At 69.9% G+C, this 20,385-nt stretch carries 21 protein-coding genes, 2 tRNA genes and 1 pseudogene; 17 read left to right on the top strand and 7 right to left on the bottom strand.

Annotated elements, in window-relative coordinates; genetic code table 11:
* The first annotated feature begins 38 nt into the window (after nucleotides 1–38).
* The 5 genes from gyrA (at nucleotide 39) to ABZX75_RS07090 (ending at nucleotide 5,157) form a co-directional block, all read left to right on the top strand.
* The gene (gene gyrA, locus ABZX75_RS07110) at nucleotides 39–2,651 is read left to right on the top strand and encodes a DNA gyrase subunit A (RefSeq protein WP_355408712.1); all 2,613 of its coding nucleotides are present in this window, start codon (nucleotides 39–41) and stop codon (nucleotides 2,649–2,651) included.
* Nucleotides 2,652–2,654: 3 nt separating this feature from the next.
* Nucleotides 2,655–3,272, top strand: a complete 618-nt coding sequence (locus ABZX75_RS07105) for a DUF3566 domain-containing protein (RefSeq protein WP_355408710.1) — start codon at nucleotides 2,655–2,657, stop codon at nucleotides 3,270–3,272.
* Nucleotides 3,273–3,366: 94 nt separating this feature from the next.
* Nucleotides 3,367–3,440 (top strand) — tRNA-Ile (locus ABZX75_RS07100).
* A gap of 146 nt (nucleotides 3,441–3,586) precedes the next feature.
* Complete coding sequence (locus ABZX75_RS07095) at nucleotides 3,587–3,721, top strand: DLW-39 family protein (protein WP_208809277.1); 135 nt, start codon at nucleotides 3,587–3,589, stop codon at nucleotides 3,719–3,721.
* Between the two features lie 122 nt (nucleotides 3,722–3,843).
* Nucleotides 3,844–5,157, top strand: coding sequence for a hypothetical protein (locus ABZX75_RS07090; RefSeq protein ID WP_355409084.1), 1,314 nt, complete (start codon nucleotides 3,844–3,846; stop codon nucleotides 5,155–5,157).
* Nucleotides 5,158–5,169: 12 nt separating this feature from the next.
* Here the strand turns inward: ABZX75_RS07090 and ABZX75_RS07085 are convergent, their stop codons facing one another.
* Nucleotides 5,170–6,471 (bottom strand): serine/threonine-protein kinase, encoded by a 1,302-nt coding sequence (locus tag ABZX75_RS07085; RefSeq protein ID WP_355408707.1) that lies wholly within the window; start codon nucleotides 6,469–6,471, stop codon nucleotides 5,170–5,172.
* Nucleotides 6,472–6,515: 44 nt separating this feature from the next.
* Complete coding sequence (locus tag ABZX75_RS07080) at nucleotides 6,516–7,064, bottom strand: DNA-binding protein (protein WP_355408705.1); 549 nt, start codon at nucleotides 7,062–7,064, stop codon at nucleotides 6,516–6,518.
* 160 nt (nucleotides 7,065–7,224) lie between these two features.
* On the opposite strand from ABZX75_RS07080, the gene ABZX75_RS07075 reads away from it, so the two are divergent.
* Nucleotides 7,225–7,297 (top strand) — tRNA-Ala (locus ABZX75_RS07075).
* Nucleotides 7,298–7,628: 331 nt separating this feature from the next.
* Nucleotides 7,629–8,141 (top strand): hypothetical protein, encoded by a 513-nt coding sequence (locus tag ABZX75_RS07070; protein ID WP_355408703.1) that lies wholly within the window; start codon nucleotides 7,629–7,631, stop codon nucleotides 8,139–8,141.
* 83 nt (nucleotides 8,142–8,224) lie between these two features.
* Here the strand turns inward: ABZX75_RS07070 and ABZX75_RS07065 are convergent, their stop codons facing one another.
* Nucleotides 8,225–8,500, bottom strand: a complete 276-nt coding sequence (locus ABZX75_RS07065; protein ID WP_355408701.1) for an isoamylase early set domain-containing protein — start codon at nucleotides 8,498–8,500, stop codon at nucleotides 8,225–8,227.
* Nucleotides 8,501–8,865: 365 nt separating this feature from the next.
* On the opposite strand from ABZX75_RS07065, the gene ABZX75_RS07060 reads away from it, so the two are divergent.
* Nucleotides 8,866–9,111 carry a hypothetical protein gene (locus ABZX75_RS07060; RefSeq protein ID WP_355408699.1) on the top strand — a complete coding sequence of 82 codons (246 nt, stop codon included), beginning with the start codon at nucleotides 8,866–8,868 and terminating at the stop codon, nucleotides 9,109–9,111.
* Nucleotides 9,112–9,370: 259 nt separating this feature from the next.
* Nucleotides 9,371–9,949 (top strand): LysM domain-containing protein, encoded by a 579-nt coding sequence (locus ABZX75_RS07055; protein WP_355408697.1) that lies wholly within the window; start codon nucleotides 9,371–9,373, stop codon nucleotides 9,947–9,949.
* Nucleotides 9,950–10,058: 109 nt separating this feature from the next.
* On the opposite strand, the gene ABZX75_RS07050 is transcribed toward ABZX75_RS07055, so the two are convergent.
* Nucleotides 10,059–10,793, bottom strand: a complete 735-nt coding sequence (locus ABZX75_RS07050; protein WP_355408695.1) for a DUF5324 family protein — start codon at nucleotides 10,791–10,793, stop codon at nucleotides 10,059–10,061.
* A 149-nt stretch (nucleotides 10,794–10,942) separates the two neighbouring features.
* Between ABZX75_RS07050 and ABZX75_RS07045 the strand changes: the two genes are divergently transcribed.
* Complete coding sequence (locus ABZX75_RS07045; protein ID WP_355408693.1) at nucleotides 10,943–11,470, top strand: peptidylprolyl isomerase; 528 nt, start codon at nucleotides 10,943–10,945, stop codon at nucleotides 11,468–11,470.
* A 138-nt stretch (nucleotides 11,471–11,608) separates the two neighbouring features.
* Nucleotides 11,609–12,493: a rhomboid family intramembrane serine protease gene (locus ABZX75_RS07040; RefSeq protein WP_355408691.1), complete on the top strand. Its 885-nt coding sequence runs from the start codon at nucleotides 11,609–11,611 to the stop codon at nucleotides 12,491–12,493.
* A gap of 127 nt (nucleotides 12,494–12,620) precedes the next feature.
* Here ABZX75_RS07040 and crgA read toward each other — a convergent pair whose 3' ends face one another.
* A complete protein-coding gene (gene crgA, locus ABZX75_RS07035) occupies nucleotides 12,621–12,878 on the bottom strand; it encodes a cell division protein CrgA (RefSeq protein WP_355408689.1) in 258 nt (85 codons plus the stop codon).
* 91 nt (nucleotides 12,879–12,969) lie between these two features.
* Here crgA and ABZX75_RS07030 point away from each other — a divergent pair, with 91 nt between their 5' ends.
* From ABZX75_RS07030 to ABZX75_RS07005, 6 genes and pseudogenes are all read left to right on the top strand, one after another.
* A complete protein-coding gene (locus tag ABZX75_RS07030) occupies nucleotides 12,970–13,743 on the top strand; it encodes a DUF881 domain-containing protein (protein ID WP_355408687.1) in 774 nt (257 codons plus the stop codon).
* Nucleotides 13,715–14,509, top strand: coding sequence for a class E sortase (locus ABZX75_RS07025; RefSeq protein WP_355408685.1), 795 nt, complete (start codon nucleotides 13,715–13,717; stop codon nucleotides 14,507–14,509). The genes ABZX75_RS07030 and ABZX75_RS07025 overlap by 29 nt, the downstream gene beginning before the upstream one ends.
* Before the next feature lie 79 nt (nucleotides 14,510–14,588).
* Nucleotides 14,589–14,765 (top strand): hypothetical protein, encoded by a 177-nt coding sequence (locus tag ABZX75_RS07020; protein WP_355408683.1) that lies wholly within the window; start codon nucleotides 14,589–14,591, stop codon nucleotides 14,763–14,765.
* Entirely contained in the window at nucleotides 14,762–15,400 is a 639-nt protein-coding gene (locus ABZX75_RS07015) for an aminodeoxychorismate/anthranilate synthase component II (RefSeq protein ID WP_355408681.1), read from the top strand. The genes ABZX75_RS07020 and ABZX75_RS07015 overlap by 4 nt, the downstream gene beginning before the upstream one ends.
* A gap of 128 nt (nucleotides 15,401–15,528) precedes the next feature.
* Nucleotides 15,529–16,209: pseudogene (locus ABZX75_RS07010) on the top strand (class E sortase); the annotation flags it as partial.
* Nucleotides 16,210–16,357: 148 nt separating this feature from the next.
* Nucleotides 16,358–17,029, top strand: a complete 672-nt coding sequence (locus ABZX75_RS07005; protein WP_355409082.1) for a class E sortase — start codon at nucleotides 16,358–16,360, stop codon at nucleotides 17,027–17,029.
* A gap of 77 nt (nucleotides 17,030–17,106) precedes the next feature.
* Here the strand turns inward: ABZX75_RS07005 and ABZX75_RS07000 are convergent, their stop codons facing one another.
* Together ABZX75_RS07000 and pknB are read right to left on the bottom strand one after the other, a co-directional pair.
* Complete coding sequence (locus ABZX75_RS07000; RefSeq protein ID WP_355408679.1) at nucleotides 17,107–18,144, bottom strand: restriction endonuclease; 1,038 nt, start codon at nucleotides 18,142–18,144, stop codon at nucleotides 17,107–17,109.
* A 142-nt stretch (nucleotides 18,145–18,286) separates the two neighbouring features.
* Entirely contained in the window at nucleotides 18,287–20,314 is a 2,028-nt protein-coding gene (gene pknB / locus ABZX75_RS06995; RefSeq protein ID WP_355408677.1) for a Stk1 family PASTA domain-containing Ser/Thr kinase, read from the bottom strand.
* Nucleotides 20,315–20,385 lie beyond the last annotated feature (71 nt).

Below are 20,385 nucleotides of genomic sequence, written 5' to 3'. Positions count from 1 at the left end.
CGGCTCAGCTGACTGCTCGAAAGGACTTCTGACCAGCAATGGCCGACGAAACCACCCCCACCGCCGAGAATCCCGCGGAGGAGCAGCCCGTACTGCGGATCGAGCCCGTCGGGCTCGAGACGGAGATGCAGCGCTCCTACCTCGACTACGCGATGTCCGTCATCGTCTCGCGTGCGCTGCCCGACGTGCGCGACGGCCTCAAGCCGGTGCACCGCCGTGTGCTGTACGCGATGTACGACGGCGGCTACCGGCCCGAGAAGGGCTTCTACAAGTGCGCCCGCGTCGTCGGTGACGTCATGGGCACGTACCACCCGCACGGTGACTCCTCGATCTACGACGCCCTGGTCCGCCTGGCGCAGCCGTGGTCGATGCGGATGCCCCTGGTGGACTCGAACGGCAACTTCGGCTCTCCGGGCAACGACCCGGCGGCCGCGATGCGCTACACCGAGTGCAAGCTGATGCCGCTGGCCATGGAGATGCTCCGGGACATCGACGAGGAGACCGTCGACTTCACGGACAACTACGACGGCCGCAACCAGGAGCCGACGGTCCTGCCGGCGCGTTTCCCGAACCTGCTGGTCAACGGCAGCGCCGGGATCGCGGTCGGCATGGCCACGAACATTCCGCCGCACAACCTCCGCGAGGTGGCGGCGGGCGCTCAGTGGGCGCTTGAGCACCCGGAGGCCTCGCACGAGGAGCTGCTCGACGCGCTCCTCGAGCGGATCAAGGGCCCGGACTTCCCGTCCGGTGCGCTGGTCGTGGGCCGCAAGGGCATCGAGGAGGCGTACCGGACCGGGCGCGGCTCCATCACGATGCGCGCGGTGGTGGAGGTCGAGGAGATCCAGAACCGCCAGTGCCTGGTGGTCACGGAGCTTCCGTACCAGACCAACCCGGACAACCTGGCGCAGAAGATCGCGGACCTGGTGAAGGACGGGAAGGTCGGCGGGATCGCCGACGTCCGTGACGAGACCTCGTCGCGGACCGGCCAGCGCCTGGTGATCGTCCTGAAGCGGGACGCGGTCGCCAAGGTCGTGCTGAACAACCTGTACAAGCACACCGATCTGCAGACGAACTTCGGCGCGAACATGCTGGCGCTGGTGGACGGCGTGCCGCGCACGCTGTCGATCGACGCGTTCATCCGCCACTGGGTGACGCACCAGATCGAGGTCATCGTCCGGCGTACGAAGTTCCGCCTGCGCAAGGCGGAGGAGCGCGCGCACATCCTGCGCGGCCTGCTCAAGGCGCTGGACGCGATCGACGAGGTCATCGCGCTGATCCGGCGCAGCAACACGGTCGAGATCGCGCGCGAGGGCCTGATGGGCCTGCTGGAGATCGACGAGATCCAGGCGAACGCGATCCTGGAGATGCAGCTGCGGCGCCTGGCGGCGCTGGAGCGGCAGAAGATCGTGGCCGAGCACGACGAGCTCCAGGCCAAGATCAACGAGTACAACGCGATCCTGGCCTCCGAGCAGCGTCAGCGCACCATCGTCAGCGAGGAGCTGGCCGCGATCGTCGAGAAGTTCGGCGACGACCGGCGGTCCAAGCTGGTGCCCTTCGACGGCGACATGTCCATGGAGGACCTGATCGCCGAAGAGGACATCGTCGTCACGATCACGCACGGCGGCTACGTCAAGCGCACCAAGACCGAGGACTACCGCTCGCAGAAGCGCGGCGGCAAGGGCGTGCGCGGCACGAAGCTGAAGCAGGACGACCTGGTCGACCACTTCTTCGTGTCCACCACGCACCACTGGCTGCTGTTCTTCACGAACAAGGGACGGGTCTACCGGTCCAAGGCGTACGAGCTGCCGGACGCCGGCCGTGACGCGCGCGGTCAGCACGTGGCGAACCTGCTGGCCTTCCAGCCGGACGAGAAGATCGCGCAGATCCTCGCCATCCGGGACTACGAGGCGGCGCCGTACCTGATCCTGGCCACCAAGGGCGGCCTGGTGAAGAAGACGGCGCTCAAGGACTACGACTCGCCCCGTTCGGGTGGTGTCATCGCCATCAACCTCCGGGAGACGGAGGACGGCAGCGATGACGAGCTGATCGGCGCGGAACTGGTGTCGGCCGAGGACGACCTGCTGCTCATCAGCAGGAAGGCGCAGTCGATCCGCTTCACGGCGACCGATGACGCGCTGCGCCCGATGGGCCGTGCGACCTCGGGTGTGAAGGGCATGAGCTTCCGCGAGGGAGACGAACTGCTCTCCATGAACGTGGTCCGGCCCGGTACGTTCGTCTTCACCGCGACCGACGGCGGCTACGCCAAGCGGACGCCGGTCGACGAGTACCGCGTCCAGGGTCGTGGTGGTCTGGGTATCAAGGCCGCGAAGATCGTGGAGGACCGCGGGTCGCTCGTCGGGGCTCTCGTGGTGCACGAAACGGACGAGATTCTCGCCATCACGCTCGGCGGTGGTGTGATCCGTACGCGCGTCAACGAAGTCAGGGAGACCGGCCGTGACACCATGGGCGTCCAGCTGATCAACCTGGGCAAGCGCGATGCCGTGGTGGGCATCGCTCGTAACGCCGAGGCCGGTCAGGAAGCTGACGAGGTCGACGAGATCGAGACAGAGATCGGGACCGAGGCAGCCGAAGGACAGGCCGCCGAGGCCGCCGAGGGCACGCAGCCTTCGGCTGGGGAGCACGAGGAGTAAGTCGTGAGTGGAGCCACGGGCGCCGGACCGTCCAAAACTGGAGCGAACGGTGCCCGTGGCCCCGCCGCGGACTCCCAGGGGGGAACCGTGACGGACACCCGAGGACCGCAGGTGAACGCCGGGACCGGTCCCGGCGCCGGCCAGGAGCAGTCCGCTCAGCCCTATCACCCGCCGCAGGCCTACGCCGCGCCCTCGGGCGCGGGCGCCGGTGCGCAGCGCAAGCCGCGTACGGGGGCCCGTACGACGCCCAGGACGCGCAAGGCGCGGCTGCGGGTGGCCAAGGCCGACCCGTGGTCGGTGATGAAGGTCAGCTTCCTGCTGTCGATCGCGCTGGGCATCTGCACGGTCGTCGCGGCGGCGGTGCTGTGGATGGTCATGGACGCGATGGGCGTCTTCTCGACCGTCGGCGGCACGATCAGCGAGGCGACCGGCTCGAACGAGAGCAATGGCTTCGACCTCCAGTCCTTCCTGTCGCTGCCGCGGGTGCTGATCTTCACCTCGGTGATCGCGGTGATCGACGTGGTGCTGATGACGGCGTTGGCGACGCTGGGCGCGTTCATCTACAACCTGTCGGCGGGCTTCGTCGGTGGTGTGGAGCTGACGCTCGCCGAGGACGAATGACCGCTGATTGACCTGCGGGGACGCCGTGAGGGAACGGATTTTGGCTCGACCGTGTCTGTGCGCTAATCTTCAGGAGTCAGCGCGCAGCGCGGATGGGGCTATAGCTCAGTTGGTTAGAGCGCATCCCTGATAAGGATGAGGCCACAGGTTCAAATCCTGTTAGCCCCACAGTGTCGAAGACCCCCAGGCCCCCGGGCCTGGGGGTCTTCGCCGTTGGGCCGTTTGAGGGGTTGCCAGGTCACCGATCGGTATCGGTCGGTGTGTATTGTTGGGCGCCAGAAGTCCCCTACGTCAACGAAAGACGAGGTCGCGCGGTGAAGAAGCTGCTCCTGGTCGCACTGGCCGCCATCGGCGGGCTCCTCGTGTACCGCCAGATCCAGGCGGACCGCGCCGAGCAGGACCTGTGGACGGAGGCAACTGACTCCGTGCCCTCTGGTTCCGGTGTGTGAGACCGAAAGCTGATCTCATGAAGCCCCGGCTGCCGCTGCGGTCGGGGCTTCGTGCTGTTCTGTGACAAAAAGTTACGTTATGTAAAGATTTGACTTGCGCTAGCAAAGTCGGGGTGGGCGTGATGGGCCGGGTACGGACGACAGTGGTGGCGGGAGCCGCGGTGGGGGCGGCGGCCCTGGGGCTCGCGGCCGGCCCGCCGGGGACCGCGTACGCCGACGGGGCGGCGCCGCGGCCGATCCCGGCGTACCGCGCCGCGGACGGCGCGAAGAAGATCGAGGGCAAGCCCTCCACGGCGGACGCTCCGCTGCTGGAGGCCGGGACCGTCTACACGGACACGCTCGCTCCGGGCGAGCGTGTCTACCGGCTCTACCTCGACGACGCGTCGAGTGTGTACGTCTCCGCCGTCCTCCAGCCGCCGACGGGTGCCAAGGTCGGCCACAGCGACGGCGTCGAGGTGGAGGTCATGACCAAGGAGGGCCGTGCCTGCCCCAACAACAACGGCAAGGCCAGCTTCGGTTACGACGCCGTCCCCCTCAGCGAGGTCGGCGTCCGGCGGCTGGAGGAGGACGCCGAATGCCAGCAGGCCGGCACCTACTACGCCAAGGTCACGCGTACCGCGGCCAAGGACACCGACCAGAGCCCGTGGCCGGTGGAGCTCCGGCTCCAGCGCGAACCGGCTCTCGCCACCGGCAGCGCGCCCACCACCGCCCCCAGCGCCTGGCCCTCGGAGCCCCCGACCCTGCCCGGCACCGAACCGGTGGCCCGCAGCGGCGGAACCGGCTTCAACGACGCCCGCGCCGTGGGCAGCGGCGTGTGGCGTGACGAGCTGCGGCCCGGACAGACCCGCTTCTACCGCGTCCCGCTCGACTGGGGGCAGCAGCTCGGCCTCAGCGCGGAACTCGCCGCGGCCAAGATGACGAAGACCTACGGCAGCGCCTCCAACGGGCTCACCGTCTCGCTCTACACCCCCTATCGGGGCCTGGTCGCGTTCGAGGACGCCTCCTACGACGGCAAGCAGGCGGCCGTCACCCTCCCGAAGACGGCTCCGGTGGCGTACGAGAACCGCTTCTCCGACGACACGAAGGTGCGGCCGGTCCGCGTCGCCGGCTGGTACTACATCACCGTGACCATGGGCGGAAAGGTCGGCGAGTTCATCGAGGACGCGACCCCCGTGCCGCTGACGCTGCGCATGGACGTCATCGGGAGCCCCGGCAAGGAGCCCGGCTACAAGGAGAGCCTGACCGCGGCTGGATTCGGGGTCGGCGCCGAGGACAGGGCCGCCGCGAAGGCCGGGCTCACCGCCCCGGAGGCCGCCGAGGCCGCGGGCACCCGCTCCGTGATGCGGGTGGTGGCCGGGGCGGGCTTCGGCACCGGAACGCTGCTGCTGCTCGGACTCGGCGGCTGGATGCTGCTCGCGCGGCGCGCGACCGCCTGAGTCCGGGCGGCGCTACATCCGGGTCAACGCCCAGACGCCCACGGCGAAGCAGAGCAGTGCCGCGGCGAGGACCGAGGCCGTCACCTTGGCCGGCGGGCGGCTGATGCCGCCGCCGGTGGGGGCGGTCGCCGCCGGGGACGGGGTGGTGGCCCCCTCCGGCAGCACGACGGGGGAGGCCGGCGGCGGGAGGTGGAAACTGCCCGTCTGCGAGGACGCGTGCGAAGGCGCCGGGGCGGGCGTGGCCCACGCCGCCGGGTACGGCGCGTACGCGGCCGGCGTCGGGACGCGCGGGTGGCTCGCGGCCGCCGTCGCCGCCGTCGTGCCGCGCGGATCGGTACGCGTGGGTTCCGCGGCCACGGCCGCCACCGCAGCGGCCGTGGATGCCTCCGGGGCCGCCGCGGCGGTCGCCTTCGTGGTCGCCGCCGACGGCGTGGCCAGGGGTCCGTCCGGGCCGAAACCTGCCGGGAGCGGACCGAATTGGTCGAACACCTCCACCGGGCTCTCGTCCGGCGAGGCCGGCGGCAGCAGCTCCACGGCCGCGGCAAGGGCCTTGCGGGCCCCCGTGGCCGTCCGGAACCGGCTCTGGGGGTCAGGCTGCAAGAGGTTCGCGATGACGTCCCACAGCGGCGCGGGAACGCCTTCGGGGGCGCCGGGGGTCCCGTGGGCGAGGAAGTGCTCCACCAGCAGCTGGGAGTCGGGCTTGCGCCCCTGGAGCAGGTAGAGGGCGACCAGCCCGACGGCGAAGAGGTCGGCGGGGAAGTCGGGCTCCGCGCCCAGCAGTTGTTCGGGCGCGAAGTAACCGGGCGTGCCGACGACGTAGTTGGTCTCGGTCAGCCGGGGCTCGCCCTTGCGCATCGAGATGCCGAAGTCGGACAGCCGCAGGTGCGGCCGTCCGGTTCCGGTGGCTTCCATCAGGATGTTGGCCGGTTTGATGTCGCGGTGGACGACGCCCTCCGCGTGCACCGCCGCCAGCCCCGACAGCAGCTGGTCGAGCAGCGCGCACGCGAAACGGGGCGGCAGGGGTCCGTAGTCCCCGATCACGTGCCCGAGGGAACCGCCGCCGACCAGGTCCATCGTGAAGAGGACCTTGTCGTCGTCGGCCGCCCAGCTGGCCGGGGCCAGCACGTGCGGATGGTCGATCCGCAGGGCCTGCTCCCGCACGAAGCGCAGGAGCGTGTGGGCGTCGCTCTGCAGCAGGACTTTCGCCGCCACGTACCGGCGACGCCGGTGGTCCCAGGCCCGCCACACGGCTCCCGCGCCACCGCGCCCGATCGGATCGATCAACTCGTATCGACCGGCGAAGATCTCACCCATCGCTGTGCCCGTCCCCCGTCACCTGTCGTCAGCCGCCGCGCGTGTCAGTTCTGATGGGACTCGTAGTGGGCGACCGCGTCGGCGGTGCGGCCCGCTCCGTACACCCGGAGGAACTCTGCCAGTTCCGGGTGGCTGGGGGCGAGCGTGTCCGCCGCGTCGATGATGTCGCCGGCCGCGGAGACCGAGCGCAGCAGCGACTGGATCTCGCGGACGACCCGCTTGACGGTGGGTGCGCCCGAACTGGTGGCGGTCTGCCCGCTGTTGCTGAGGACGGAGCCGCCCTGGGTCTTCTTGATCTCGTCCATCCGGTCGGTGGCCTCCGCCGCGCTGACGCTCCCGTCGGCGACCTGGCCGGCGAGATCCTGAAGGGCCTGGACCCGCTGGACCACGGCGGGGTTGCCGATCTTGGCGCGTTGGCCGCTCATCAGCTGGGACAGCATGGGCGCCGACAGGCCGAGCACGGCAGCGAGACGGGCCTGATTCAAGCCGAGGTCATCTATGAGCCGGCGGAAGAGCGCTCCGAGGGGCTCCCCGTACCAACTGCGCTGAAGCTCCCTGGCTCTGGCCGTGGCCTCTTGCTGTACTGCGTCCACTCTTACTACTCCCCTTCGCTGGTGCGAACCTCGCGTGCATCTTACGGAGCGTGGTCGCACGGCGGGAGTCCCTATCATTTTGCGGGATGAGGGGGTACACCCGGTACTCTGTTCTGCGGAACGACCGCTCCCCTCCCGGGGGACGGCTGCGTCCGTTTTCGGGGCCTTAGCTCAGTTGGTAGAGCGCTGCCTTTGCAAGGCAGATGTCAGGAGTTCGAATCTCCTAGGCTCCACTCCTCGAAAGCCCCTCTGACCTGCGGAAACGTGGGTCGGAGGGGCTTTTTCGCGCTACGGTGTGCGCACCGTTTGCGGGCCGGGGTGCGTCGGCTCCGCACGCGGGAGGGTTCGTCCGTACGGCACAACCCCGCTCCATCCGGCCGGGTCCGGTGGGCCGGCCGCGCTCGGCAGACGTCCGCGGGAAGGGCGTACGCCACCGGCACGGATGGATGCTGTGGACGTGCAGCGGGCGGGACGGGCCAACAGGATCGGACGGTGGGTGCCGGTCAGTCCTCCGACGGGTCGCGTCGCCCCGCCACGTCCCTTCCCTCCCAAGGAGTCACGCGCATGCGCGTACCACCCGTCACGGCAGCGTTCGCGCTCGCCGCCCTGGCCTCGATGGCGATCGCCGCCGCACCGGCGGGAGACGACGAGAAGGACGACCTCGACATCGCCCGGTTCGCCTCAGGAGCCTTCCACGCCCCGGAGCTCGCCGTCGAGGCGGGCTTCGTGGCGACCAACGAGTGCGTGCGGGACACCCAAGGCGGCCAGGGTGGCACGGGCTACCGCTACGTGAACCGGGACAACATCGGATCGCTCCATCCGGGGCGGCCCGCGGCGGTGCTGTACGCGACGGACAAGGAGGGTGTCCGGCAGCTGGTCGCGGTGGAGTACATCGTCGTGGACCCCGACAACGACCCGGACACGGTGACCCCTCCGAAGCTGTTCGGCAGGACGTTCGACGGTCCGATCACCAACGTCGATGGTCTGCCCGTCCACTACTCGCTGCACGTCTGGCTCTGGAAGCACAACCCGAGCGGCCTCTTCGCGCCGTACAACCCGAGCGTCACCTGCCCGTAGCGGCCACGTCCCCCCACACAGCGCCGGACCGCCCCCGCGTTCCACGGGGGCGGTCCGGCGGCCCGGTTCCTGCCGCGCTGGTGTCAGGTGTGCAGACGGCTGTTGACTCCGTCGTGGCCGTCGGCGCCCTCCTCGTCGAACCAGTAGTCGCCGGCGGCCAGGTACCGGAAGGAGTGCTCGCTCTTGCCGGGCAGGGCGACCGTGACGGCGCGGGTGCCGTCCTTGCGGGGCACCAGGGTGTGGGTGCCGGGCTGCCAGTCGTTGAAGTCGCCCACCACGCTGACCGGACCGGGCGGGGTGTCGGCGGGCAGGACGAAGGTGACCTCGGTGCGGTCCTTGCGCGGCTTGCGCTCCAGCATGGGATGGACTCCTGACGCGGGGTGGGGTCTGATCGCGCCCATCCTCGGTCCCGCTGGAGCCGTCCGTATTCAGGCGCAGCCACCCGTCCCCGAACATCACTCTCCCGCCACGATGTGAAGCCGGAGGGTGCGGAGGTGACCTTCCCGCGTGCGCGGCCGCACCCGGGTGGGAAACGGGGCCCGCGTCGGCCCCGTCGGCCGTCCCTCCGCCGGGACGCGGCTTCGGGGCCGGCCGCCGGCCCCAAACCTGCCGCACCGCGTTTTCCCTCCGTCGGCCCAGTCCCGTTGGCCTCTTCGGGGCAGGGGCACTCTCATGGACTCGGACGGTCGTCTCCGGCCGGCCATCACGGCAGAAGGGCACGCCCATGTACGAGATGCGCGCCGAGTCCACCCCCGGCGGATCCGAAATGCTCTGGCACGTCATAGCCGAGGATCAGGCCACCGGCACCCTGTGCGGATACCTCCTGGCTCCGGACCGGACGGTCACCGCACTCCTGTCCGAAGGAGCGGCGGAACGCTACTGCGTTCCCTGCATGACCGCCTTCCGCGCGGCCATGGAGAGCCGCACACCGGGCACGAACGCACTGCGGAGAAGAGCGACGGCGGCGTAACCGGCGGCGCGGCGGATCGTTTCTCTCCATGTCGCGTCGATGCACCTCCGCAGGCCCCCCTGGCGGCGATGCGACACGAAGGCCCTGAGAGCTTCCATCTCTCTCAGGGCCTTCCTCCGTGGGAGCGGCCGCGACGAGTTCGCCCGCCAGTGACGTCCCCCGGACGGCCCTGCCGCAGGGCCGTCCGGTGCACGGTGTCCGACAGTGGGGGAAGGCACCGAGCCCAGGGGGGGCGACACCACGCCGGAGGCGCATACACATGGGACTCTTCGACTTCCTGAAGTCCGACAAGAAGAAGGAACACGAGCCCGCCGAGAAGACGAAGGAGCAGGGCGAGCAGCAGACCCCGCCCGGAGCCGCCCCTTCCCGGAGCACGGCGTCCGACGCCGCCTCGGCCACCCGGGCGGCCGCCGAGCGCATGGCGGCCGCGGCGCCGCCCAAGCCCAAGCCCGCTTCGGCCGCGCCCCGCGCCATGCCCACGCCGACGCCGGCTTCGGCCGCGCACAAGTCCGTTCCCGCCAAGCCCGAATCCCCCGCCGCCAGGCCGCCGGCGGCCGGATCGGCCCCCGCCCCCGCGGCGCCCGGGGCCAAGCACACGCCGACTCCCGCTTCGGCCGCGCACAAGGCCGTCCCCGCCGCCCCCGCCGCCCCCAAGCCGGCGCCCACGGCCAAGGAGCGCACGTACACCGTCATGCCCGGCGACTCGCTCTCCGCGATCGCCCGCCGCGAGCTCGGCGATGAAGCCCGCTGGCGTGAGCTCTACGCCATGAACAAGGGCGTCATCGGCCCCGACCCCCACCTCGTCCGCCCCGGCATGGTCCTCACCCTCCCCGTGTGAACCGGGCGCCCGCGGTGCGGTTACCGGTCGACGAAGGGGCCCGGATCCTGGTGGATCCGGGCCCCTTCGTCACACCGCCGGTCACGACGGCGTCAACAGAGCGACGGCGTCAGAACTGCTTGTCCGTGGTCGATCCGGACCCCGGCTCCGACTCCGCCTCGCGCTCCTTCTCCGCCAGCTCGTCGTCGAAGGTCGCCGCGCCGGCGTCCTGCGCCGACAGTTCGGTGGCCGCCGGCGGCTCGACGAGCCAATCCGGATTCGACTGCTGGTCCCACCACTTCCAGGCCGCGTAAGCACCGCCCGCCAGTACGCCGACCAGCGCGAGGCCCTTCAGCATCCGGCCCTGCCGCGCCCGTCGCTCATGGCGCCGCACCAGCCGCTGCACCTCCTTCGCCGACACCTGGCCGCGCAGTGCGGCCAGCGCCGCCGCCGACCGGGACGCGGCCTCCTCGGCCATCGGCGTGGCCGCGGCGAGCGCGCTCTCGAACCGTGGCTGCGTGTAATCGGCCGCCTGGCGTGCCGCCTTGCGGGTCTGCTTCACCGCCTTCGTCGCCGCCCGGTCCACATGCGGCGGCACATGGGCGCGCGCCGACTTGATCCGGGGCTGTACGTGGCAGTCGTACGTCGTACGCGCCTGCCGCGCGGCCTCATTGGCCGCGTGCGACACCTTCGGCGCCAGTCGCTCATTCGCCTCATGCGCGTAGTGCACCGCGGCATCCTTGGCGGATTCTGCGTACGGCGCCACCACTTCCGCCGCGTGCCGCACACTCTCCCTGGCGCTCTCGGCTGCCAGGCGCACGCTGTCCTTGCGGGTCACGGGATCCTCCTCCTCGGTGGCGGACACAGTTCACCTTTCCACCCTTTGTCGGATCATGCCTGCCCTACGGCCGACGGGCATGCGTGACAGGGCATACGGGTGGAGGATTTCTGTGCCGCGCGGTTCACCGTGCGAGGATCTGGAACCGACAGTGATGACTTGAGGAAGGCAGATCCGTGGCCGACAAGCTCTACGCCACCCTGAAGACCAGCCACGGCGACATCGAGATCGAGCTGCTGGCGAACTTCGCTCCCAAGACGGTCCGCAACTTCGTGGAGCTCGCCACCGGAGGCCGCGAGTGGACCCGTCCCACCGACGGCCAGAAGACCACCGACCCGCTGTACGACGGCACCGTCTTCCACCGCGTCATCGGCGGCTTCATGATCCAGGGCGGCGACCCGCTCGGCAACGGCACCGGCGGCCCCGGCTACCAGTTCGCCGACGAGTTCCACCCCGACCTGGCCTTCACCAAGCCCTACCTGCTCGCCATGGCCAATGCCGGCCCGGGCACCAACGGCTCCCAGTTCTTCATCACCGTCGCCCCCACCGCCTGGCTGACGCGCAAGCACACCATCTTCGGTGAGGTCACCGACAAGGCCAGCCAGGCCGTGGTCGACAAGATCGCCGGCAGCGCCACCAACCCGCGCACCGAGCGCCCCCTCGACGACGTGATCATCCAGTCCGTCGTCATCGAGCAGCGGTGACCCGGTGACCCGGTGACCCGGGGGCCCGGGAATCCCGGAACCCGCGGACCCGGGAACCTTTCCGCCCTGCCCGTCCGTCCTGGATACATACCGGACCGGCGGGGCGCATCCCTGTCCCGCCGCTGATCGAGGGGACCGATGGACACCGACCGTCTGCCGGGCTGCTACCGCCACCCGGACCGCGACACGGGCATCAGCTGCACCCGCTGCGAGCGCCCGATCTGCCCCGAGTGCATGGTCAGCGCCTCGGTCGGCTTCCAGTGCCCGGAGTGCGTCCGTTCCGGCTCCGGCACCGGACACGGTCCCGTCGCGAACGCGCCGCGCACCCTGGCGGGCGGAGTCGTCGCGGACGACCCCCACCTCGTCACCAAGATCCTGATCGGCGTCAATGCCGCCGTGTTCCTCGCCGGCCTGGCCGCACCGGCGCTCGTGGTCCAGCTCCAGCTGCTCGGCCAGTACGTCGAGTATGTCGGCGCCCCCCTCGAAGGGGTCGCCACCGGCCAGTACCACCGCCTGCTGACCTCGGTGTTCCTGCACGTCGAGTGGTGGCACATCATCGGCAACATGATCGGCCTGTGGGTGATCGGCGGCCCGCTGGAAGCGGCCCTGGGCCGGCTCCGCTATCTCGCCGTCTACCTGCTGTCCGGCCTGGGCGGCAGCGCCCTCGTCTATCTGCTGACCGCCCCGAACACCCCGACCCTGGGTGCGTCCGGCGCCGTCTTCGGCCTGCTCGGCGCCACCGTCGTCCTGGCGCGCCGGCTGCGGTACGAGATGCGGCCAGTGATCATCATGGTCGTGCTCATGCTGGTCCTGACCTTCGCGCCCCTCGGCGGGGCGGTGAGCGTGTCCTGGCAGGCTCATGTGGGCGGTCTGGTGACCGGCGCGCTGCTGGGTGTGGGCATGCTCCGGCCCGCCACCGGCAGGAACCGCGCACTCATCCAGTGGGGGACCTGTGGGGTCGTGTTCCTGCTGGCAGCGGCCGTGATCCTGGTCCGGACGGCCGAGCTGACCGCCCTCACCTGAGCGGTCACCTCATCGCACCGGCGTCAACTCTCCACAGAGTTATCCACAGATCTTCTGTCTTTTCCTCAGGTGTGGATGACGCTGTGGATAACTCATGGGGAGAGCTTCCCTCAGGAGTCGATTGCTGCTACTTCCACTGCGTGGAAACGCCGAATCCGGCTGCGATGAATCCGAAACCGACCACGATGTTCCAGTTGCCCAGCGACTCGACGGGCAGCTGGGTATCGGTCACGTAGAAGACGACGATCCACGCGAGTCCGATCAGGAAGAAGGCCAGCATGACCGGGGCGACCCAGCTCCGGTTCGTCAGCCTGATCGACTGCGGCTGCCTCGAAGACGGCGGCGGCGTGTAGTCGTCCTTCTTGCGGATACGTGACTTCGGCACGAGGGGCTCTCCTGTCGATGCGCTGGGGACCTTGCCTGCCCCGGGCGTCCGTTAGCGTAGTGGACCTGTGGCGTAGAAGGAGAAGGGTACGTTGAGCAATTCCGACGACTCCTCCGCGGGTCCCCGTCGCCGGCTCAGACCGGTCCGGCTGCTGACCGCCGCCGTCTTCGCTCTGGCCGGCCTCATTTTCGTCACGAGCTTCAACACCTCCAAGGGTACGAACATCCGCACGGACGCCTCGCTCCTCAGGCTTTCGGACCTGATCGAGGAGCGCAGCCACAACAACGCCGAGCTGGAGAAGACCACCGGAGCCGTCCGCCGCCGGGTGGACGCCCTCGCCGAGCGCGACGACGGCAGCACCAAGGCCGAAGACGCCAGGCTGGCCGCCCTGCGCACCGCCTCCGGCACCGAGGAGCTGTCCGGCAAGGGGCTGACCGTCACCCTCGACGACGCACCGCCGAACGCCACCGCCCGCATCCCCAACGTGCCCGAGCCGCAGCCCAACGACCTGGTCATCCACCAGCAGGACCTCCAGGCCGTCGTGAACGCCCTCTGGCAGGGCGGCGCCCAGGGCATCCAGGTCATGGACCAGCGGCTGATCTCCACCAGCGCCGTGCGCTGCGTGGGCAACACGCTGATCCTCCAGGGCCGGGTGTACTCGCCTCCGTACAAGGTGGAGGCGGTCGGTGACCCGGGCGCGCTGCGCAAGGCCCTCTCGGCCTCCCCGGCGCTGCAGAACTACCAGCTGTACGTGAACGCGTACGGCCTCGGGTGGAAAGTGGACGAGCACAAGGCGCTGACACTTCCGGGGTACTCCGGCACAGTGGACCTCCACTATGCGAAGCCCGTGGAACCTTCGTCCTGACGTCGTACTGCGGTGGGCGGTACGGACGTTCAGCGAGGTGTGCCTGACGGCCGGCACGCTGATCGTGCTGTTCGTGGCGTACGTACTGCTGTGGACCGGGGCCAAGGCGGACCGGGCCATGGACGGGGAGACGGAGCGGCTGCGCGACCGCTGGTCGGCGGCGGCCCAGGCGCGGGCGCAGGCCCCGGCGGCCGCCCCCCGGCCGTCGGGGTCCCCGCCTCCGTCCGCGTCCCCGTCCCAGACCCCGGCCGCGCCCTCGGCGCCGCCGCCTCAGCCGCAGGCGCCGGCGCACTACCCCGCGGGCCGGGCCTTCGCCGAGATGTACATCCCCCGCTTCGGCCCGGACTGGAACAAGCCGGTCCTGGAGGGAACGGGCACCGATCTGCTGAAGAAGGGCCTGGGCCACTACGAGGGCAGCGGCCGTCTCGGCGCCACCGGGAACTTCTCGGTGGCGGGCCACCGGCGTACCTACGGCGATCCCTTCAAGGACTTCCCGCGGCTGCGCCCGGGAGACGCCGTGATCCTCAAGGACGCGACCACCTGGTACACGTACACGATCCGGGGCGGGCCGCTGCGCGTGTCGCCGACCGAGGTGGGGGTGGTCGCCCCCGTTCCCCGGAAGTCGCCGTTCACGGCCCCCGGCCGGTACCTGACCCTGACGACCTGTGACCCCGAATGGGGCCACAGCCACCGGCTGGTCGTCTGGGCGGAACTGACCGGGACCCGGACGGAGGCGCAGGGCGGACCGGAGGGTTTGCCCGGGTGACCCCTGGCGCCGGGCCGCTGCCTTTAGTCTGTTGCCGTACCGCCCTTGCGGTACGTGGAGCGAAAGGGACGCGGACGGCATGTACGGCTGGATCTGGCGGCATCTGCCGGGCAACGCGTGGGTACGCGCGCTGATCTCCCTCGTACTGGCCCTCGCGGTGGTGTTCGTACTGTTCCAGTACGTCTTCCCGTGGGCCGAGCCGCTCCTTCCGTTCAATGATGTGACGGTGGACGAGGACTCGGGAGCCACTCCGTGAGCGCGCGCATTCTTGTTGTCGACAATTACGACAGCTTTGTCTTCAACCTGGTCCAGTACCTCTACCAGCTCGGCGCCGAATGCGAGGTGCTGCGCAACGACGAGGTGGAGCTCGCGCACGCGCAGGACGGCTTCGACGGCGTGCTCCTCTCCCCGGGCCCGGGGACGCCGGAGGAAGCGGGCGTCTGCGTCGACATGGTCCGCCACTGCGCGCGGACGGACGTCCCGGTCTTCGGCGTGTGCCTGGGCATGCAGTCGATGGCGGTCGCGTACGGAGGGGTCGTGGGCCGGGCGCCCGAGCTGCTGCACGGCAAGACCTCGCCCGTGGTGCACGAGGGGCTGGGCGTCTTCGCGGGGCTGCCGTCGCCCTTCACCGCGACCCGCTACCACTCCCTCGCCGCCGACCCGCTGACCCTTCCGGACGCGCTGGAGGTCACGGCGCGGACCGAGGACGGGATCATCATGGGGCTGCGGCACCGGGAGCACGACGTGGAGGGTGTGCAGTTCCACCCCGAGTCGGTGCTGACCGAGTGGGGTCACCGGATGCTCGCGAACTGGCTGGTGCGGTGCGGTGACGCGGGTGCGGTGGAGCGCTCGGTGGGGCTGGCCCCGGTGGTGGGCAAGGCCGTCGCGTGACGGCCCTCGCGCCGTCCGCGCCCACGCAGGGGCGGGCCGCGCGGCGCAGGGCAGCTCAGGAGGCCGCGAAGCGCACGCGGAGGCGGGGCGGTCGCCGGCGCAGGCGGCCGGTGTCGGGCGGGCCGGTGGTGGTCGCGAGCCGGCTGGGCGGGGAGCTGTTCATCACGCTGGGCCTGGTGATGCTGCTGTTCGTCGTCTACCAGCTCTGGTACACGAACTTCCTGGCGGAACGGACGGCGAACGGGGCGGCGGGCTCGCTCCAGCAGACGTGGGAGCGGGATCCGGGCGGCGCGGCCGCCGCGCCCCCGCCGTCGGCGTTCGAGCCGGGGCAGGGCTTCGCGATCCTGCACATCCCGAAGCTGGACGTGAAGGTGCCGGTGGCGGAAGGCATCAGCAAGCCGAAGGTGCTGGACCGGGGGATGGTCGGGCACTACGGCGAGGGCGCGCTGAAGACGGCGATGCCGGCCGACAAGCAGGGGAACTTCGCGGTGGCGGGCCACCGGAACACCCACGGCGAACCCTTCCGCTACATCAACCGGCTGGTGCCGGGGGATCCCATCGTGGTCGAGATGCGGGACGCGTACTACACGTACGAGATGACCTCGGTGCTGCAGCAGACGCCGCCGACGAACGTGTCCGTGCTGAAACCGGTTCCGGAGGGGTCGGGATTCACCACGGCGGGCCGGTACATCACGCTGACGACCTGCACCCCGGAGTTCACGAGCACCTACCGGATGATCGTATGGGGGAGGATGACCGGTGAACGCCCTCGCGGCGAGGGGCCGCCGCCCGCGCTGACCAGCCCGTAGCGCCCGAAAGCCGCCGTAGTCGACCTCGCCGCCGTAGCCGCCGTAGCCTCCTCGTAGCCGCCGTAAGGACGAATCAGCAGTGTCTCGCGCCCGCCACCGCCCTGCCGCCGCAGCGCAGCCCCGCAACCGCAGTGTGCTCGCGGGCTTCATGAGCCTGCTGGGCGAGCTCCTGATCACGGCGGGCCTCGTGCTGGCCCTGTTCGTGGCCTACTCCCTGTGGTGGACGAACGTGCTCGCGGACCGGCAGGCATCGGCGCGGGGCGAAGAGATCCGCCGGCAGTGGCAGACGCCGGCCGCGTCGGATCCGTCGCGGTCCGCGCAGCCGGGCGCCCTGGACACCAAGGACGGCGTCGGCTTCCTGCACGTACCGGCGATGAGGAACGGCGAGGTCCTGGTGAAGCCGGGCACGGCGCCGGACGTCCTGGACGACGGCGTGGCGGGCTACTACACGGAGCCGGTGAAGTCCGCGCTCCCGTGGGACAAGACGGGGAACTTCACGCTGGCGGCGCACCGGGACGGGCACGGGGCGAAGTTCCACCACATCGACAAGGTGAAGAACGGCGACGCGATCGTCTTCGAGACGCGGGACACCTGGTACGTGTACAAGGTCTTCGCGGAACTGCGCCAGACGTCGAAGTACAACGTGGACGTGATCAACCCCGTCCCGAAGGACTCCGGCAAGACCACTCCGGGCCGGTACATCACCCTGACGACCTGCACCCCGGTGTACACGTCGAAGTACCGGTACATCGTCTGGGGCGAGCTGGTCCGGACGGAGAAGGTGGACGCGAAGCGGACGGTTCCGGCGGAGCTTCGCTGACCGGCTTCCTTCAGCTACGCCAGTCATGTGCCTGTGGACAGGTCGCCGTTTGAGAGAGACAAGCTGTCACTGTCAGATCAGCGCAGCACCTGGAGCTGGACGCCCGCGCTCCACGCCTCCAGAAGGCCCCTGTGGACGGCCGTGACGCCTCCCTGGGCGGCGATGGCCAAGGACTCCCGGGTGAAGGCGCACGTGGCCACGTAGAGGGCCACATCGGCCTTGTGGAGCACCTTGGAGGCGCCGAGGAACTTCTGCATCTCCCCGCTGAGCACGTGCCGGAAGGGCGCGAAGTTCTTGCACTGCACGGCCACCGTCCGACCGTCGGCGGTCTTGGCCCTGATGTCGACCCCGCGGTCACCGCCGTGTCCGCCGTAGACCTCGACGTCGGTGCAGCCGTCGCGGCGCAGCAGCTCGGCGACGTGGAGTTCGAACTCCTTCCACGTCATGGCGTCGATGGTGCCGATGACGCCGGTGAGGGCCTTCACGTCCTGGCCGCGCTGGAGGCGGCTGAGCTGGAGGTCGTGCTCGACGAGCCGCTGCTGGATCTGCTCGACGTCCTCCCGGAGGGAGATCAGCTCCCGGCGCTGCTCGCCGGAGGTCTCGATGAGGACGTTCAGCATGGGCACCACGGTCCTGCCGAGTACGTCGGTGATGCGGCCGTCGATGCGCTCGTCGAGCTCGTCCGACTGGGACCTGTGGATAACGTTATCCACAGGTCGTGTGCGGGCCGCGTACTCCGTGTCCAGGAGGTACGTACGCACCTGACGTGCGACTTCGCTGTCCCGGAGCAGCATCCCGACGTTCAGGACAGCCCGCCGGGGGAATACGGCGAGTGACCGAGCCTGTGACTGCATGTAACTGAGTTGCTTAAAGTAACTCAGTTCCGTACCTGTCAAAACTCGGTAGCCGTTGGATTCAAGCTCCTCGCGGTGGTCGAACAGCAGGGCGCGAATCACGACTTCGGTGACCTCGTAGTACGCCGCCACCATCGCCGTCGTCACGTGCAGCCCGTCCGGCAGCAACGACAGTGCCTTCACCTTGTCCAGCACTTCCGTCCGGTCCAGAACGCTCGTGCGCATCGTCCGTGATTCCAGCAGTACCGATTCGTTGATCATGACCCGTCCCTCCCGGGCGGAGCCCGATGCCCCACCCCCGTCCGGGCTAACGAATTCGTACATATGAAGACACGTACGAAAAAGGTCCGGCCCCTCTCCGAAGAGAGGGGCCGGACCTCGGCAGAGCTGAGAACCGGGGTGGCTATCGGCCGCCGCCCCTGAGCCCGCCGAAGAAGCCGCCGTTGCCACCGTTGCCGCCGTCCTGCTGGCCGGCGGTCGTGCGGACGTTGACGACCTGGCCGGCGTTCACCGGCGTACCGGCGCCGGGGTCGGACATCATCACGATCGCGTTGTCGTCCGTCGGGCCCGAGAGGACCTGACCGAAGACCAGGCCCTTGGACGCCAGTTCCTGCTTGGCCTGGGCGACCGTCTTGCCGCCCAGGTTCGGGACCTGAACCTGCTGCGCGGCCTTGGCGATGGTCACGTTGACCGTCTTGCCCGCCTCGACCTGCTCACCCGCCGGGTACTGCTGCGCGATGATCGTCTTCGGCGGGGCCGCGGGGGACTCCACCTCCGTCGTGCTGCCGAGCTTGAGCCTGGCGTCCGAGAGCAGCTTGACCGCCTGCTCCTTCGTCTTGCCCATCAGGTCCGGGACCACCGACTTGGAGATCTCCTTGGCGACCGTCAGCGTGACGACGGAGCCCTTTTCGGCCTCGCCGCTCTTCGGGTTCTGCTCCAGGACGATCCCGGCGGGGCGGTCGGACTCCTGGGCCTTGCGCTCGACCTGGAAGCCCTTCTCCTTCAGGGCCTTCTCGGCCGCTTCGTACTCGATGTTGAGTACGTTGGGGACCAGTTCCTTGGGCGGGCCCGAGGAGACCCACACCTTGACGGTGGAGTTCTTGTCGACCTTGGTGTCGGCCGCGGGTTCCTGCTTGCAGACGTTGCCCTTGGGCTGGCCTTCACAGGGCTCGTCGGCTGCCTTCACCACCTGGAGGCCGACGTTCTGGCCGTTCTTCTGCGCCTGTTCGAAGGTCGCGCCGATGAGCTTGGGCACGGCGGGACGGTTGTCGGCGCCCCCGCTGAAGAGGGAGCGGCCGATGAGGATCGCGCCGACGAGGACGAGGATGCCGGCCGCCACGAGCAGGATCGTGGACGCCTTGCTCTTCTTCTGGTTCTGGCGGCGGTGCGGGCCCTGGTCGTAGCCGTGGCCCTGGTCGCCGTAGCCGTATCCGCCGTCGCCCGGGGGCATGGGCGGGAGCATCGAGGTCTGGCCGGGGTCGGTGGTGCGCAGGGCGGTGGTGGGCTGGTCGTAGCCCTGCTGCCCGTAGCCGTGGCCCTGGTCGCCGTAGCCGTAGCCGGCGGCGCCCATGGAGGCGGCGGCCGCGACGGGCTGGCCCTCGAGGCAGGCCTCGATGTCCGCGCGCATCTCGTCGGCGGACTGGTAGCGGTAGTCGGGGTCCTTGACCAGCGCCTTGAGGACGATGGCGTCCATCTCGGGCGTGATCTCGGGGTCGAAGTTCGACGGCGGCTGGGGCTCTTCCCGTACGTGCTGGTAGGCGACGGCCACGGGGGAGTCGCCGACGAACGGGGGCCGGACGCTGAGGAGTTCGTAGAGCAGGCAGCCGGCGGAGTAGAGGTCGGAGCGCGCGTCGACCTGTTCGCCCTTGGCCTGCTCGGGAGAGAGGTACTGGGCGGTGCCGATGACGGCCGCGGTCTGGGTCATGGTCATGCCGGAGTCGCCCATGGCGCGGGCGATGCCGAAGTCCATGACCTTGACCTGCCCGGTGCGCGTCAGCATGACGTTGGCGGGCTTGATGTCGCGGTGGACGATGCCGGCGCGGTGGGAGTACTCGAGGGCCTGGAGGATGCCGATGGTCATTTCCAGGGTGCGCTCGGGCAGCAGTTTGCGGCCGGAGTGCAGGAGCTCGCGCAGGGTGGATCCGTCGACGTACTCCATCACGATGTAGGGGATGGAGATGTTGTCGACGTAGTCCTCGCCGGTGTCGTAGACAGCGACGATCGCCGGGTGGTTCAGCGACGCGGCCGACTGGGCCTCGCGCCGGAACCGGGCCTGGAAGGACGGGTCGCGGGCGAGGTCGGCGCGCAAGGTCTTGACGGCGACGGTACGGCCGAGCCGGGTGTCGTGGGCGAGGTAGACCTCGGCCATGCCACCACGGCCGAGCACGTGGCTCAGCTCGTACCGGCCGCCGAGGCGACGCGGCTCTTCCATAACGTTGCAGCCCTCTCCGTCAGTCCCGACCGCACCTGTGTGTGGTCCGGCGGTGTGCTGTTCGCGCAAAG

It is taken from the genome of Streptomyces sp. NPDC003038, from assembly GCF_040611115.1.
GTDB lineage: Bacteria > Actinomycetota > Actinomycetes > Streptomycetales > Streptomycetaceae > Streptomyces.
Note: the sequence above shows the minus strand (reverse complement) of the source record. Positions and strands in the feature narration are given on the sequence as shown.